We start from the raw sequence: 14902 nt of genomic DNA, 5'->3' as shown, positions 1-14902 counted from the left end.
TCGACGGGAATGTGTCGAGGATCATATACAATCCATTTCAACCGTATGGATCGGACCCAGTGCCTCCCCCGAAAGTGGTGCAGTTAGCGTGCTCGAGAAACAGACCATAGAGAAGATCGCCGACGAGCTGGTGGCCGCCGGTGCCAGCCGCACGCCCGTGCCCCGGCTGACCGCGCGGTATCCGGAGATGACAGTGGAGGACTCCTACGCCGTTCAGGAACTGTGGAGCCGGCGCATGCAGGAGCAGGGGCGGAAGCTGGCGGGCCGGAAAATCGGTCTGACCTCCAAGGCCATGCAGGCTGCCACCGGGATCACCGAACCGGATTACGGCGTCATTTTCGACAACATGGTCCTCGAAAACGGCTGCACTGTTCAGTGGGATGCCTACACGCATCCGCGGATCGAAGTTGAGCTCGCCTTTGTGCTTGGCAAGCCGCTCTCCGGACCGAACTGCACCATTTTCGATGTCCTGGACGCCACCGAGTACGTGGTTCCGGCCCTTGAAATTCTTGATTCCCGGATTGAGATGGAAGGCCGCACGATTGTGGACACCATCGCGGACAATGCCGCGATGGGCGCGATGGTGGTGGGCGGGCGCCCGGTCAAGGTGGACGACGTCGACCTCCGGTGGATCTCCGCGCTGCTCTACAAGAACCAGACCATCGAGGAGACCGGCGTGGCCGCAGGGGTGCTGAATCATCCCGCCGCAGGCGTCTACTGGCTGGCGAACAAGATCGCCGCCCACGGTGCCAGCCTCGGCGCCGGGGAAATCATCCTGGCCGGTTCCTTCACCCGTCCCATGTGGGTGCACAAGGGTGATACCGTCCATGCAGACTACGGACAGCTGGGATCAGTGACATGCCGTTTCGAGTAGAACCCGCGGCAGACTTCAAGACCGTCCTCGGCGGCGGAAAACGGGCCCAGGTGGGAATGTGGGCCTGCACCGGAAACCCGCTCGTAGCCGAAATCTGCGCCGGTTCAGGCTTTGACTGGCTGCTGATCGACGGCGAACACAGCCTCAACTCCCTTGAATCCATCAGTACCCAGCTGCAGGTTGTGGCCGGGTACCCGATCCACCCGGTGGTCCGGGTGCCGGCCAACGACACCGTGATGATCAAGCAGTACCTGGACCTCGGGGTCCAGAACCTGATTGTCCCCATGGTGGACAACGCAGAGCAGGCCGCGCAGGCCGTCGCTGCCGTCCGGTATCCGCCCCGCGGTGTGCGCGGCGTGGGCAGTGCACTGGCCCGCGGTTCACGCTGGAACCGGATTGAGGGGTACCTGAACCGCGCTGAGGAAACCATCACGTTGCTGGTGCAGGTCGAATCCGCAGAAGCAGTGGCCAACGTGGCACAGATCGCCGGCACCGACGGCGTGGACGGCATCTTCATTGGACCGTCGGACCTGGCAGCTTCCATGGGCCACCTTGGGCAGCAGGACCATCCGGAGGTAACTTCCGCCGTCGAGCACTGTATCCGGACCGCCAGGGAGCTCGGTGTGCCGGTGGGCGTAAACGCGTTCGTCGAGGCGACGGCCCGCCGCTACCTCGACGCCGGAGCGGACTACATTGCCGTGGGCGCCGACGTCGCCATGCTTGCCCGCGCCTCTGAGGCGCTCGCGGCCAAGTATCTTCCTGAGGGGACCGGGGACACGCCCGCGAGCTACTAGCTGTACCGGTCATACCGCCGAGAGGACAGTCGCGGCTCGTTTCAGCTCTGAAAGCAGCCGCAAGTGTCCTCTCGGCGCATGGCTGGAGACGAAACCGCCGAAGGAAGCCTAGGGAAGCATCCAGCCCAGCACCGGCGTGGACTGCAGGAAGACGATCACGCACAGCGCCAGCAGCAGCGCCACGCTCCAGCCGAAGACCTTGCGCAGCAGCACGGATTCGCGGCCGCTCATGTTCACCGCTGCGGCAGCGATGGCCAGGTTCTGCGGGGAAATGAGCTTGCCCATCACTCCGCCTCCGGTATTCGCGGCGACCATGAGTTTGGGATCCAGTCCGGCGGCCGCGCCGGCCGTCTCCTGCAGGCGGGCGAACAATGCGTTGGCCGAGGTATCGGAACCCGTTACCGCGGTACCGATCCAGCCAAGCACGGGGGAGAGGAACGCGAAGAACGCTCCGGTGCCTGCCAGCCAGGTGCCGATCGAGATGGTCTGCCCGGAAAAGTTCATGACATAGGCCAGGGCCAGCACGGCCAGGATGGTCAGTGCCGCAGACGTCATCCGTCTGGCAGTCAGCCAGATTTCCTGCAGGGCCCCGCCTACACTGAGCGGATACCGGCCATGGTCGTTGAAACGGGAATACACGACCGCGACGATCAGGCCGCTGATCAGCAGCAGGGTTCCCGGGGTGACCAGCCATTCGAAGTTGTAAACCGTGGAAGAAACGCGCTCGCCGTCTGCGTCAAGCAGCGCGTCGTGCAGCCACGGCCAGGGAATCCTGATGGTGGTCCTGGCCAGCGCTTCGGGCACGTTTAGGCCCAGCGTCCAAAGGTTCACGAAGCCGAAGATCACGATTACCAGGACATAGGGAAAGAGTGCCATCCAGGCCCGGGAGGGGGTCAGACGGTCAGTCGCCGTGTCCGTCGCTGCGCTTCCCACCGGGGTGTTTCCGCCGCCGGCTGACGTCCACCCTTCGGCCTTCGCCGCTGCCAGCTCGCCCTGCATCCGCTCCGCCGCCGCCTTACCGCCGCGGGGATGCCAGACGCGGAGGAATCCGACGGCGGCCACGAGCGCCACCAGGGACGCGACAATGTCCGTGAGCTCATAGGAGAAAAAGTTTGAGCACAGGAACTGGAACACAGAGAAGACGATTCCGGTGAAGAGCGCCACCGGCCAGCAGTCCCGCAGCCCGCGGCGCCCGTCGAGGATAAAGAGCAGCACCAGGGGAATGATGAATGCGAGCAGCGGTGTCTGGCGTCCGACGACGGCCCCGATCTCGTCCCCGGTGTAACTGGTGAGGTTTGCCGCCGTCGTAATTGGAATGGCCAGTGCGCCAAAGGCGACCGGTGCCGTGTTGGCGATCAGCACGGCCGTGGCGGCGCGGACGGGGGCTATGCCCAGCGCCAGGAGCATGGTCACGGTGATGGCCACCGGTGCGCCGAACCCGGCAAGCGCCTCCAGCAAACCGCCGAAGCAGAAGGCGACCAGGATGGCCTGAACCCGCAGGTCCCCGCCGCCCACAGCGTCAAAGACCCGGCGAAGGTCCTCAAACCGTCCGCTGCGCACGGTGACCTGGTACAGCCAGACGGCCATGACGATGATCCAGACCACCGGGAACAGGCCAAACGCCGCTCCCTGCGTGGCCGAGAGGACGGCAAGCCCCACGGGCATGCCAAAACCGGCGACGGCGACTACCAGCGCAGCGAGCAGCGCCCACGCCCCGGCGACGTACGCCTTCCTCTTGACGAAGGCAAGCAGGACAAAGAAGACCAGCAGCGGAACCAGCGCCAGCAGCGCCGACAGTGTGATGGATGATCCCACTGCGTCAGTGGCCGGGGTGAAGCTCTCCATAAGGACCTCCGTGCCGCTGCTGCCGGGGCCGGCGCTGCCAAGTGCGGCGCTGCGGGCCGGAGACTGGCGTCGGGAAGAACGGAAAAGGCGCTGACTCCAGAGTAGGAGCCCTACCAGCCCTTGGCGAGATAGAGGTCCAGATACGCCCCGCGGTCCACATCAAGGTCTTCCCGGCGTTCAAGGCCTGCGGCCAGGGCTGTGCGCTGGGAGCCAATGTTGTCCACGGAGGTGTACGCCACCACGGGGAGTCCGGGCAGCAGCTCTTCGGCCAGCCGGACTGCTTCAAGTGCGCCTTCAGTGGCCAGGCCCTGGCCCCACACTGCGGGGGAATAGCGGTAGTACAGGTTCAGTGCGGGCCGGCCCCGGACCACGCGGTGGGAGACACCCGTGAAACCGATCAGCGTCCCCCGGTCATCCGGGTCGAATACGGCCCAGACCCCGAAGCCGTGCCGGTACCAGTGCTGCCGGATTTCGTGGAAGGTCCGGGCGGATGACGCCCGGGTGACGCTGGACGGCACGGGGTGGTGCACGTTGGTCCGCGGGTCTGTGTGCAGGTCGACTGCCGCGGCCTCATCCCGCGCTTCCGGTCTGCACAGCAGCAGCCGCTGCGTGCGCACGGGAGACCAGTCCCCGGCGTTCTGCTCCAGCATGGCCACTACTGTAGCGCCCGGCGGTCCCTCTGCCCCGCTGCTCTTTACCCGAGAGGGCAGAAACGGCTCTTTTGGCGCCCCATTCGAGCCGTTTCTGCCCTTTCGGCGGTTAGGCCAGGGCGCGGCGCTCGCGCTGGTGGCGGACGTACCCGAACACGGCCACCGACGTGGAAATCAGGGCGGAGAACGCCAGCCCCAGCCAGAGACCTACGTTCAGGGCGGCAGCACCGGCAACGGCCCCGGCCAGGATCAGGGCGATCGCCAGTGCCCGGCGGGCCCAGAACTTCCCGTCCCCGCCCGCCAGCCGCGAATCAGCTGCCAGCCCGGTGATGGTGGAGGTGACAACAACGGTGGTGACCTCGGCAACCTTCAGCCGTTTGGCGGTAGCGGCCTGGATGCCCATCAGCGTGGCCATGGAAGAGGTGGTGATGCTGCCCAGGACCTCGTCCGCCTGCACGTCCACCACGGCGGTGAAGACGGCAAGGGCAGTGATCCCGGACGCCACCACCATCAGCGCCGCCGATACCCGCCCGGACCACCCTTCCGGCCCCCGGCGCAGCATGCGTCCGGCCAGGGCCGCGCCGAGCATAAAGAACAGCAGCGCCAGGGCTGGACGGAGCACCGGCAGGTCAGCCCCGCCGGCGAAGGCCATGCCCAGCAGCACTACGTTGCCGGTCATGTTCCCGGTAAAGACGTTGTCCAGGCCCAGGTAGCCAACGGCGTCGATCACCCCGGTGGAGAAAGTCAGCGCCAGCATCAACCACAGATGCACCCGGTCGGTGGGCACGGAATTGAGGCGTTTCATCGGCTTCCCTTTCCTCGGCAATCCCGCCTAATGTATACGAAACAGACTGAGACGTGGGTTTTGTATTCAATTTGAGTTCATACGCGTCGCATCGCCACCGCATCCAACGAAAGCGAAGCCATGTCCTTCACTGCTCCCGGCACGTTTACCACCAGGCCCACCCTCCAGGGAACGTTCGGAATGAGCGCCTCCACCCACTGGCTGGCTACTGCTGCGGCGCAGTCGGTGCTGGAACGCGGTGGAAACGCGTTCGACGCCGCGGTAGCAGCAGGCTTCGTCCTGCACGTGGTGGAACCCCACCTCAACGGACCGGGTGGAGACCTGACCGGTGTTTTTGCCACCGCGGAGAACCCGGCAGAACCGGTGGTGCTGATGGGACAGGGTGCAGCGCCGAAAGCTGCCACCAGGGAACACTTCCTTTCCGAGGGACTGGAACTGGTACCCGGGTCGGGTGCGCTGGCTGCTGCCGTTCCGGCCGCCGTCGATGCCTGGCTGCTGCTGCTTCGTGACCACGGCACCTGGGAACTGGCCGATGTGCTGGCCTATGCCGAGGGGTATGCCCGTGTCGGGCATCCGGTCCTGGCCCAGGTTGGCCGGACCGTCGGACAGGTCGCGGAACTCTTCCGGGAGCACTGGCCGACTTCCGCAGTATTGTGGATGCCCGAAGGCCGTCCGCCGGCCGAAGGGGAACTCGTCACCAATCCCGCCTACGCCGCGGTGCTGCAGCGCCTCGCCGCTGCAGGCGGGGAGGGCGCCAACCGTGAAGAACGCATCGACGCAGCCCGCCGCGAATGGAGCACGGGCTTCGTCGCTCAGGCGGCAGCGGACTTCGCCGGAATCCCGCACCGGCACTCGTCCGGAACCAACCACGCCGGGGTCATTACGGCGTCGGACTTTGCCGGTTCCGAAGCAGGCTATGAACCGGCCGTCACCTTCGAATTCCGCGGCTACACCATTGCGAAGACCGGCCCCTGGGGCCAGGGCCCTGCCCTGCTTCAGACACTGGCCATCCTCGACGGCTTCCCCGATGAGTACCTCGATCCCTCGACGGAGCTGGGTGTCCACACCATTCTCGAAGCGCAGAAACTGGCAATCGCGGACCGGGAGGCCTACTACGGGGACAGCCATGTGCCGCTGGATTACCTGCTCAGCGAGGAATACGCCGCCAGGCGCCGCGAACAGATGACGCCGCTTGCCTCCCACGAATTCCGGCCCGGGGACGTTCCCGGCCACACGCCCTTCGTGCCGCCGCTGCGCACCGAATACGTGCCGCCGGCGCTGGCGGGGAACGACGCCGCCGGGCTGGGTGACGGGACGGGCGAACCGACGGTTTCACCCACCGGAGAAACCCGCGGGGATACCTGCCATGTAGACGTGGTGGACCGCTGGGGCAACATGGTCTCCGTGACCCCGTCAGGCGGCTGGCTTCAGTCCTCCCCGACCATTCCGGAACTCGGTTTCTGCCTGGGCACCCGCCTGCAGATGACCTGGCTGGAAGACGGAGCGCCGTCCACCCTGCAGCCCGGCAGGCGGCCCCGCACCACGCTGACTCCCACGCTGGTCCTGAAGGACGGCAATCCCGTCGCCGCCCTCGGTTCGCCCGGCGGAGACCAGCAGGACCAGTGGCAGCTGCTGTACCTGCTGCGAACAATCGTGGGCGGCTACACCCCGCAGCAGGCCATCGACGCCCCGGCCTTCCACACCACGTCACTTCCTGGGTCCTTCTGGCCTCGCACCTGGACTCCCGGCGGGGCTGTAGTGGAAGACCGGCTTGGTACCGAAGTCATTGAGGCCCTGGCTGACCGCGGCCATGCGGTGACGCGGGCAGGGGACTGGGCACTGGGCCGCCTTTCCGCCGTCGTGCGCGATCCGCAGACCGGCGTACTGATGGCAGCGGCGAACCCCCGCGGGGCACAGGGTTATGCCGCCGGCCGTTGATCCTGCGCCGGAACCGGCCATAAGCGACCGCATCCGCCGGGACATCATCCGCGGTGAACTGGTGCCCGGGGCCAAGATTACCGAAGCCGCGCTCGCGGCACGGTACGGTTCCTCGCGGGTTCCGGTGCGGGAGGCGCTCCGTGCCCTGGCAGCCGAGGGCTTCGTTGAGTCACGGCCCTACGCCGGGTCCAGGGTGGCCCGGCTGGACCCGGATGAAGCGGGAGACCTGTTCGCCGTCCGGGAGACAGTGGAAGGTGCAACCGCGCGGCGCGCTGCCGAGCGGTCCGCCCGGCAGGCAGCCTCCGGCACCCCGGACCCGGCCTGGTGGGAAACCCGCCGGCGTCTTGGAGAAATCCTTGCGGCCGGTGACTCGGCCGCTGCGGACGGGAGGCTGGCCGAGCTCCCTGAACTGAACCTGGCTTTCCACCGCGGGATCGCGGAGCTGGCCGGCAGTGTGTCCCTCCAGGCACTGCTGGCCCAGCTCGCCGGCAAGATTGAATGGCTCTACGCCTCCGACGTCGGTTTCCGCGGCCGGGACTCCTGGAGCGAGCACCGCCCCATCCTGGCTGCCGTCGACGCCGGAGATGCGCGCGGGGCGGAGCAGCTGATGCGGGACCATATCCAGCGGTCCCGGCAGTCCTGGCTCAGCCGTTTCGCGGACGGAAGCTGATCGGGCGCCTGCAACCGTTCCGCCGCCGCCGGGGCTGGTCCTATAGTGCCTGTAGGGGGATCCTCCTACTGTGAGCGGGGCTTTAAGTCATGGTCAACATCACCACCAGGCCGGTTACCAGGCTAGGGATCGTAGGGGCGGGCAGCGTGGGCACGGCGATGGCCTACGCGTCCCTGATCCGCGAGGCCGCCAGGGAAATAGTCATCTATGACATTGACGGAACCCGGGCTGAGGCTGAGGCACTGGACCTCTCCCACGGCACGCAGTTCACCGGTGCCAACACAGTGACCGGGGGCGGCCGGATGGAAGCCCTCGCCGGGGCAGACGTGATCGTGGTGACCGCCGGCGCACGGCAGAAACCCGGCCAGAGCCGGCTGGACCTGGCAGGGGCAAACGTGCGGATCATGGAAACGCTGATGCCTGCTTTGATGGAGCAGGCACCGGAGGCCGTCTACATCCTGGTGACCAACCCCTGCGACATCCTGACCGTGGCGGCGCAGAAGATCACCGGACTTCCGCCCAACCGCATTTTCTCCTCCGGGACCGTGCTGGACACTTCCCGGCTGCGCCTGTTGGTCGCACGGACAGCACATGTCCTGATGACCAGCGTCCACGCAACGATTATCGGAGAGCACGGGGACAGCGAATTCCCGGTCTGGTCCAGTGCAACGATCGGCCCGGTTCCGATTCGGGAATGGACCATCAGCGGGCGCCAGGTCTTCACCGATGAGGTGCTCGATTCCATCACGGACGACGTCGTCAACGCCGCCTACAAGGTCATTGAGGGAAAGGGCGCCACCAACTACGCCATCGGCCTGGCCGGTACCCGGATCGTGGAGGCAGTTTTCCAGGCAGAGAACGCGGTGCTGCCCGTCTCGGCGATGCTCCGCGGCGTCCATGGGATCTCCGGCGTCGCGCTGTCACTGCCGTCGATTGTTGGATCCGGCGGCGTCTACAAGATGCTGGAAATGCCGCTGGACGAACGGGAGACCCAGCTGCTGCAGGACTCGGCGGACACCCTGAAGCAAAACCTGGCAGCCCTGGGAATCTAGACCCGGTCGCGGGCCATCTGCAGCGGATGCTCTGCCGGTTCTGAAGCGTGGGTGAGCGCCCCGTAGGTTTCCGGGCGGCGGGTCTGCAGGAACGGAAAAAGTTCCAGCCAGTGAGAGCGCTGGTCCAGATCCAGGTCAGCCACCAGGACCGCCGATTCGTCCCGGGGCGCCTGGACCAGGATCCTGCCGTACGGGTCGCAGATGAAGGACGATCCGTAGAACGTCAGGTTTCCCTCATTGCCCCAGCGGTTGGGCACCACCATAAACAAGGCGTTGGCGATCGCGTTGCCCACGATGACCTTCTGCCACAGCGGCTGTGTGTCGAAGTCCGGGAAATCCGGTTCAGACCCGATCGCCGTAGGGTAGACCAGCACCTCGGCCCCGCCCAGGGAATAGACGCGGGCAACTTCGGGGAACCACTGGTCCCAGCAGGTCGGCAGGCCAAGTTTGGCGCCGTCGAGCTCTGCCACCGCGTGAACCTGGTACGCGTCGCCCGAATCCGGCCCGGGGCGGAAGTACTGCTTTTCGTGGTACCCCTCGGTGCCGGGAATGTGCAGCTTGCGTGTCCGGCCCAGCAGCTCTCCCTCCGGCGAAACCAGGATCGCGGTGTTCAGCCCCAGCCCGTCCGGCGCGTCGTCGCGTTCGTACAGGGAAGCGTGGACACAGACCTCGTGCCGGCGGGCGGCCTCCGCTGCAAAAGCGAAGGTCGGGCCGCCGGTGAGGTCTTCCGCCAGCGCCGCCGCCGGGCCGTCCGGCAGGGTGTCAGCCGGGTAGCGGGAAAGCGTGAGCTCGGGCAGGAAGACGGCGGCGGCTCCCTGGTCTGCGGCACGGGCTATTCCGTCATTGAGTTCTGCCTTCAGTGCCTCCGGGTCCGGCTGCCAGCGGTGCTGGACCACCCCCACACGCAGGGTCTCACGGGTGCTCGCCCGGGCAGCGGCCGGTGAGCGCAGCGCACCGGTACGGGTGATTTCTATCATTTGAAACCTCCAGGAAGAGGGGCCTTTGCGCTGGCTTGGGGAGGGTCAGCGCTCCTTGAACACCGTGTCCTGCCATTCCTTGTGGGCGGCAGCGTCGCGGCTCATCATTACGTGCTTGACGTTGGTGTATTCCTCGAAGGAGTACACGGACATGTCCTTGCCGAAGCCGGATGCCTTGTAGCCGCCGTGCGGCATCTCGGAAACGATCGGAATGTGGTCGTTCACCCACACGCATCCGGCAGCGATCTCTTCGCTTGCACGCAGCGAGCGGTTCAGGTCCCGGGTCCAGGCTGAAGCAGCCAGGCCGTACGGGGTGTCGTTGGCCAGGGCAAGGCCTTCGTCGTCGGATCCGAACGGCAGGGCAGTAAGGACCGGGCCGAAAATCTCGTCCTGCACAATCTCGGAGTCCTGCGCAGCTCCGGTGACCAGCGTCGGGCGGTAGTACGCGCCTGCGGCCAGGTCTCCGCCGGGGGCTTCGCCGCCGGCCAGGATCCGGGCACCTGATTCGCGCGCCCGGTTCACGAATCCGGCAACCTTGTCCCGGTGGGCATGGCTGATCAGCGACCCCAGGTCGGTGTCCGGGTCAGTGGGATCCCCAACGACGACGGCGTCCATGAGCTCCGCGACCCGCTCGGTGAACGCTTCGAACAGGGGAGCCTGGATGTATGCGCGGGTGGCGGCGGTGCAGTCCTGCCCGCCGTTGATGATCGAGCCTGCGACGGCGCCGTGGGCGGCTGCCTCGAGGTCGGCGTCGTCGAATACGAGGAACGGTGCCTTGCCGCCAAGCTCCAGGTGCACACGCTTGGCGGTCTGTGCGGCCATGGCCATGATCCGGCGTCCGACGGCGGTGGAACCGGTGAAGGAGGTCATGGCAACGTCCCGGTGGGTCACCAGGGCCTCGCCTGCCACCGGTCCGGAACCGGTGACGATGTTGATGACGCCGTCCGGAATGCCCGCTGCTGCAGCAGCCTCAGCGAAAACGAGCGAGGTGGCCGGGGTGAGCTCGCTGGGCTTGAGCACAATCGTGTTGCCGGCGGCTACGGCGGGGAGGATCTTCCAGCCGGCCATCTGCAGGGGGTAGTTCCAGGGGGAAATGGAGCCAATGACGCCGATCGGTTCGCGGCGGATCATCGAAGTTCCGCCGGCACCGTAGTCGCCGGCGGCGAGGCCGTGGAGCTGGCGCGCGGCCCCCGCGAAGAAGGAGACGTTGTCCACGGTGCCGGGTACGTCGAACTGCGTGGACATCCGGATGGACTTGCCGGTCTGGGCGGTTTCCAGCTCAGCCAGCAGGTCCGAGCGCTTGTCCAGTTCCGCTGCCAGTGCCAGGAGGGCTTCGGCACGCTCGCCGGGCGTGCGCCTGGACCAGCCGGTGAAGGCCGCCTTGGCCGCGGCAACGGCGTCGTCCACATCGGAGGCGTCCGCGTAGCGCAGGGTCTCGGCAACGTCGCCGGTGGCGGGGTTGATCCGCTTGGCTTCATCGCCGCGGCCCTGCCGGTAACTGCCGTTGATGAAGAGGTGTCCTTCGGAAAACTGGTGCATTTCAAACTCCGTGAAAGTGAGGGGAAGACGGTTCGGGGTGGTCCGGCGGGCGTGCTGCTAGGCGGTCAGGTACACCTTCCGGAGCGGTCTGGTGACGGTCCAGCGGGTACGGGTCCCGGCGGCCAGACGCATCAGGGTGTGGGGGACGAGTTCAGCCGTGCTTTCAACGGAACCGTCCCGGGCAAGGAAATCCACGGTTGCTGAGCCGGAGAGCACCAGGAAGACTTCGTCGGCCTCGGTGTCGTACATCCCGCCTTCGGTCATTTCCCAGACGCCCAGGTCCACGCCGGCGAAACTCCCCAGCGGATACAGCCCGGTGGTGGGGGAGCCGGAGGCCACGGCTTCGGCAGGAACGGTTTCGTGTACAAGTTCCAGGCTGTCCGGGTGGACGGCGGTTCCGGCGGGAAGCTGCGTTGTGGTGCTCATGAGTCGAATCCCATTCCCACGGCGTCCATTGCCTTGAGCCAGGGCCCGCGGCGGCCCTGCCTGCGGTCCGAACGGACCATGGCTGCGGTTGTGATCTTGACTCCCAGCCAGGCGACGGGCTCCGGCGGGAAGGGCAGGGGTTTGCTTTTGACCATCTGGAGTTCCGTCCGTTCTGTCTTCTCACCCGAGAGCAGGTCCAGCATGACGTTGGCGCCGAAGCGTGTGGCTCCGACCCCCAGGCCTGTGTAGCCTGCGGAGTAGGCCACCTTGTTGCCGTAGGCGGTGCTGAAGAACGCGAAGAACCTGCTGCAGGTGTCGATCGCTCCGCCCCACGCATGGCTGAAGCGCATGTCGGCGAGCTGGGGGAAGGTGGCAGCGAAATGTGCGGCCAGCCGCTCGTACGTGGCCTGCCGGTGTTCATACTCCGGCTTCATGGTCCGTCCGAAGTTGTACACCGCGTCATAGCCGCCGAAAAGGATGCGGGACGCGCCGTCACGGTCCGTGGTGAGCCGGTAGTAGTGGAACCGGTTGTTCAGGTCGCTGAGTCCCTGGCGGTTGTACCAGCCAATGGCGGCCAGCTGCCCGGGCGTAAGGGGCTCAGTCATGAGTGCGTAGTCGTAGACCGGCACGGTGTGCAGCCGGGTGCGCTTGAGCAGGGACGGGAACACATTCGTTGCCAGCGCCACGCGCTCAGCGGTGACCGTACCGCCGTCGGTCTTCAGCTGCACGGTCCGGCCGGCGTTTTCGAGGCCGCGCACGGGCGTGTTCTCATAGATTTCGACGCCGGCCGCCAGTGCGGCGCGCTGCAGGCCCCACGCGAGGCGGGCAGGGTTGAGCATGGCAGTGCTGGTCCGGTCCCACAGGCCGGCGAGGTAGAGCGGGGAATCAACTTCCTTCCGCACGGCGTCACGGTCGAGGAAAACAAGGTCGGGGTTCGACTCGTCCGCTTCCTCAGCCAGCCAGTCGACCTGGTGCTGTTCCGTGGCGACGGAGAGGCTCCCGGTGAGTTCAAAGCCGCAGTCAATGCCGTACCGCTGGACCGTCTCGGCGATTTCGCGCAGGTTTTCACGGCCCAGCCGGTCCAGCTGCGCAGCCTCTCCGGGCAGGTGTTTGAGTCCGTTGGCTTCACCGTGGGTCAGGGAAGCTTCGCAGAAACCACCGTTGCGGCCCGAAGCAGCCCAGGCAATGCGGGAGCCTTCCAGCAGCACCACCCGGCGGCCGGGATCACGTTCCTTCGCCATCAGCGCCGTCCACAGCCCGGTGTAGCCGCCGCCCACGACGGCGAGGTCCGCGGAAGTGTTCCCGGCCAGGGCAGGGAGGGCCTCCGGGCGTTCCGGATCATCCAGCCAGTAGGCCGTGCGGGCGGCACCGGCCAGGGCCTTGGCAGCGCGGGGACGGCTGAACTGGGATTCAGCGAGGTCGTAAACGGTCATCATGTGGTGGTCCTCTGGAGTACTGCTGCACCGGAGCCGGCGCTGGAACGGGCATAAACGGGTTCTCCGGCCAACATGACAACGTCGCTCTGCACGGTGGACAGGGCAGCCGGGGGAAGGTCGAAGGGGTTGACTGAGTGCACCACGAGGTCAGCCGGGGCGCCGGGAGTCAAAGTGCCTCCCGCGGCACGGTTCAGCCAGGCCGATCCCGAGGTGTAGGCCGCCAGTGCGCTGCCCAGGGCAAGCGACTGCCCGGGAAGCAGCGGCGCGGCATCCGGATAATCCGGATGTGCCCGGTTGACCGCCACATGGATGGCCTGCCAGGGGTCCGGCGTGGAGACCGGCCAGTCGGACCCCATGGCCAGCCGGGCGCCGGCGGCCTGCAGGTCCGCGAACGGGTACTGCCAGCCTGCCCGCTCACCGCCGAGCAGCGGCACGGTCAGTTCCTGCATCTGGTCATCGTTGCAGGCCCAGAGAGCCTGGGCGTTGACGGTGACGTCCAGCTCAGCGAACCGCGCGATGTCCTGCGGGTGGATGATCTGGAGGTGGGCCATATGGTGCCGTCCGGCGGAACCGGGGTTCGCTGCCCGGGCTGCAGCCACGGCGTCGAGTCCGGTACGAACCGCCCGGTCACCGATCACGTGCATGTGCAGGTCAAAGCCCGCAGCGTCCAGGGCCGTGGATACGGCAGCCAGCACCTCGGGGGAGAGGTAAAGCAGGCCGCGCTCCTCGGCCGGCGTGGGCTCTGCACAGGAACAGGGGCGCAGGTACGGGTCAAGCATGGCGGCGGTGTAGTTCTCGGGGACCCCGTCCACCATGATCTTGGCGCTGGTGGTGCTGAAACCGGCTGCGGCGTTTGCTGCGCGGCGCTCCACAAACTCCTGGACCAGGTCCGGGACGGTTTCCACAGTCGTGTCCCGCGGAACCCAGAGTGCGCCGGTGGCGCGGCCCTTGAGTGTGCCGGCTTCGGCCGCTGAACGGTACGCGGCGGAAGCATCGGGGTAGCCGCCGTAGCTGCCAAGGATGGCTTCCTGCCAGCCGGTGACGCCAACGGAGAAGAGGTGCTCCTGGGCATGGAGGATTCCGGCGGTAAGCATTTCCTCCGTGACGGGAGGCAGCACCCGGGCAACGAGGTCCATGGCGCCTTCATGCAGGGTGCCGGTGGGGAACCCGTCCGGGTCCCGTTCAATCCGGCCGTCGGCGGGGTCCGGAGTTGAGGCATCGATGCCAGCCAGTTCAAGCGCGCGTGTGTTGACCCAGGCGCTGTGGTGGTCACGGTTGATCAGGTAAACCGGCCGGTGGGAAACGACGCCGTCAAGCAGCCGCCGGTCGGGGTAACCGCCGGGGAAATCGCCTTTATACCAGCCGCCGCCGGTGACCCACCCGGCGTCGTTTCCGGGTGCAGGCGGGAGTTGGGCGTAGGCGGCAATGTGCTGCAGGCAGGCTTCGGCGCCGCTGAGTTCGGCCAGGTCGCACCCAAGCCGTTCCACGCCTGCGTAGGCGGCATGGATGTGTGCATCGGTGAAACCGGGGGAGACCAGCCGTCCGGCCAGATCAATGGTCTGCGTTGAGGGGCCGGCCAGCACCCGCAGGTCTTCATCGGTTCCGACGGCTGAGATGACGCCGCCGGAGACCGCCACGGCGCTGGCTCCCGGAATCAGCCGGTGGCCGTCGAAGACCGTTCCGGAATGGAGAATCCACTCGATTTGTGGCACAAAAACCTCGTTATTCCACTTCGGGTCTTTTCGGTCTAGCCCAGCGCTATTCCGGACCGGACAGCAGTAAATGAATGCCATTCATCGGTCAAGACAGTTCTTATAAAACGGGAGGCCAGCGGGGTTGTCAACGGTGAAGATGAAGTTGACGGGATTGTTTACGAGCGTGAAACACCCGGAAATC

The 14902-nt window shown here is 66.5% G+C and carries 13 protein-coding genes; 5 read left to right on the top strand and 8 right to left on the bottom strand.

The annotated features are described in order from the left end of the window. Positions 1 to 88 precede the first annotated feature (88 nt). Both hpaH and FYJ28_RS06090 read left to right on the top strand, forming a co-directional pair. The gene (gene hpaH, locus FYJ28_RS06095; protein ID WP_326831543.1) at positions 89 to 874 is read left to right on the top strand and encodes a 2-oxo-hept-4-ene-1,7-dioate hydratase; all 786 of its coding nucleotides are present in this window, start codon (positions 89 to 91) and stop codon (positions 872 to 874) included. Further along, on the top strand, positions 859 to 1668 hold the full coding sequence (locus FYJ28_RS06090) for an HpcH/HpaI aldolase family protein (RefSeq protein WP_195840609.1): 810 nt from the start codon (positions 859 to 861) through the stop codon (positions 1666 to 1668). Before hpaH ends, FYJ28_RS06090 begins: the two co-directional genes overlap by 16 nt. A gap of 108 nt (positions 1669 to 1776) precedes the next feature. Here FYJ28_RS06090 and FYJ28_RS06085 read toward each other — a convergent pair whose 3' ends face one another. The 3 genes from FYJ28_RS06085 to FYJ28_RS06075 all read right to left on the bottom strand — a co-directional run bounded on the left by FYJ28_RS06085 (position 1777) and on the right by FYJ28_RS06075 (position 4968). Next, entirely contained in the window at positions 1777 to 3513 is a 1737-nt protein-coding gene (locus tag FYJ28_RS06085; protein ID WP_154578635.1) for an L-lactate permease, read from the bottom strand. Between the two features lie 110 nt (positions 3514 to 3623). Then, positions 3624 to 4163: a GNAT family N-acetyltransferase gene (locus FYJ28_RS06080; protein WP_154578634.1), complete on the bottom strand. Its 540-nt coding sequence runs from the start codon at positions 4161 to 4163 to the stop codon at positions 3624 to 3626. Positions 4164 to 4272: 109 nt separating this feature from the next. Continuing rightward, positions 4273 to 4968, bottom strand: a complete 696-nt coding sequence (locus tag FYJ28_RS06075; RefSeq protein ID WP_154578633.1) for a YoaK family protein — start codon at positions 4966 to 4968, stop codon at positions 4273 to 4275. Between the two features lie 120 nt (positions 4969 to 5088). Here FYJ28_RS06075 and FYJ28_RS06070 point away from each other — a divergent pair, with 120 nt between their 5' ends. The 3 genes from FYJ28_RS06070 to FYJ28_RS06060 all read left to right on the top strand — a co-directional run bounded on the left by FYJ28_RS06070 (position 5089) and on the right by FYJ28_RS06060 (position 8628). Further along, the gene (locus FYJ28_RS06070; RefSeq protein WP_154578632.1) at positions 5089 to 6906 is read left to right on the top strand and encodes a gamma-glutamyltransferase family protein; all 1818 of its coding nucleotides are present in this window, start codon (positions 5089 to 5091) and stop codon (positions 6904 to 6906) included. After that, a complete protein-coding gene (locus FYJ28_RS06065) occupies positions 6890 to 7576 on the top strand; it encodes a GntR family transcriptional regulator (RefSeq protein ID WP_154578631.1) in 687 nt (228 codons plus the stop codon). Before FYJ28_RS06070 ends, FYJ28_RS06065 begins: the two co-directional genes overlap by 17 nt. Positions 7577 to 7665: 89 nt before the next feature. Next, a complete protein-coding gene (locus FYJ28_RS06060) occupies positions 7666 to 8628 on the top strand; it encodes an L-lactate dehydrogenase (protein WP_154578630.1) in 963 nt (320 codons plus the stop codon). Here FYJ28_RS06060 and FYJ28_RS06055 read toward each other — a convergent pair. From FYJ28_RS06055 to FYJ28_RS06035, 5 genes are read right to left on the bottom strand one after another with little or no spacing between them, the layout of a single operon-like run. Beyond that, the gene (locus FYJ28_RS06055; protein WP_154578629.1) at positions 8625 to 9605 is read right to left on the bottom strand and encodes a nitrilase-related carbon-nitrogen hydrolase; all 981 of its coding nucleotides are present in this window, start codon (positions 9603 to 9605) and stop codon (positions 8625 to 8627) included. The genes FYJ28_RS06060 and FYJ28_RS06055 overlap by 4 nt on opposite strands. A 45-nt stretch (positions 9606 to 9650) precedes the next feature. Then, complete coding sequence (locus FYJ28_RS06050) at positions 9651 to 11144, bottom strand: gamma-aminobutyraldehyde dehydrogenase (protein ID WP_154578628.1); 1494 nt, start codon at positions 11142 to 11144, stop codon at positions 9651 to 9653. A 57-nt stretch (positions 11145 to 11201) separates the two neighbouring features. Then, entirely contained in the window at positions 11202 to 11570 is a 369-nt protein-coding gene (locus tag FYJ28_RS06045; RefSeq protein WP_055240138.1) for a cupin domain-containing protein, read from the bottom strand. Continuing rightward, positions 11567 to 13006, bottom strand: coding sequence for an NAD(P)/FAD-dependent oxidoreductase (locus FYJ28_RS06040; protein ID WP_229780293.1), 1440 nt, complete (start codon positions 13004 to 13006; stop codon positions 11567 to 11569). Before FYJ28_RS06040 ends, FYJ28_RS06045 begins: the two co-directional genes overlap by 4 nt. Next, positions 13003 to 14718, bottom strand: a complete 1716-nt coding sequence (locus tag FYJ28_RS06035) for an amidohydrolase (RefSeq protein ID WP_326831542.1) — start codon at positions 14716 to 14718, stop codon at positions 13003 to 13005. Before FYJ28_RS06035 ends, FYJ28_RS06040 begins: the two co-directional genes overlap by 4 nt. Positions 14719 to 14902: the final 184 nt, after the last annotated feature.

Origin of the sequence: Arthrobacter sp. BL-252-APC-1A, from assembly GCF_009696625.1 — a bacterium.
Taxonomy (GTDB): domain Bacteria; phylum Actinomycetota; class Actinomycetes; order Actinomycetales; family Micrococcaceae; genus Arthrobacter_B.
Note: the sequence above shows the minus strand (reverse complement) of the source record. Positions and strands in the feature narration are given on the sequence as shown.

What these genes read in the sequence shown, in the direction of transcription:
- FYJ28_RS06065 (WP_154578631.1), top strand. Translation starts at nt 6,890, where the DNA reads ATGCCGCCGGCCGTTGATCCTGCGCCGGAACCGGCCATAAGCGACCGC.
- FYJ28_RS06070 (WP_154578632.1), top strand. Translation starts at nt 5,089, where the DNA reads ATGTCCTTCACTGCTCCCGGCACGTTTACCACCAGGCCCACCCTCCAG.
- FYJ28_RS06050 (WP_154578628.1), bottom strand. Translation starts at nt 11,144, where the DNA reads ATGCACCAGTTTTCCGAAGGACACCTCTTCATCAACGGCAGTTACCGG.
- FYJ28_RS06045 (WP_055240138.1), bottom strand. Translation starts at nt 11,570, where the DNA reads ATGAGCACCACAACGCAGCTTCCCGCCGGAACCGCCGTCCACCCGGAC.
- FYJ28_RS06090 (WP_195840609.1), top strand. Translation starts at nt 859, where the DNA reads ATGCCGTTTCGAGTAGAACCCGCGGCAGACTTCAAGACCGTCCTCGGC.
- FYJ28_RS06080 (WP_154578634.1), bottom strand. Translation starts at nt 4,163, where the DNA reads ATGCTGGAGCAGAACGCCGGGGACTGGTCTCCCGTGCGCACGCAGCGG.
- FYJ28_RS06060 (WP_154578630.1), top strand. Translation starts at nt 7,666, where the DNA reads ATGGTCAACATCACCACCAGGCCGGTTACCAGGCTAGGGATCGTAGGG.
- FYJ28_RS06075 (WP_154578633.1), bottom strand. Translation starts at nt 4,968, where the DNA reads ATGAAACGCCTCAATTCCGTGCCCACCGACCGGGTGCATCTGTGGTTG.
- FYJ28_RS06055 (WP_154578629.1), bottom strand. Translation starts at nt 9,605, where the DNA reads ATGATAGAAATCACCCGTACCGGTGCGCTGCGCTCACCGGCCGCTGCC.
- FYJ28_RS06040 (WP_229780293.1), bottom strand. Translation starts at nt 13,006, where the DNA reads ATGATGACCGTTTACGACCTCGCTGAATCCCAGTTCAGCCGTCCCCGC.
- FYJ28_RS06085 (WP_154578635.1), bottom strand. Translation starts at nt 3,513, where the DNA reads ATGGAGAGCTTCACCCCGGCCACTGACGCAGTGGGATCATCCATCACA.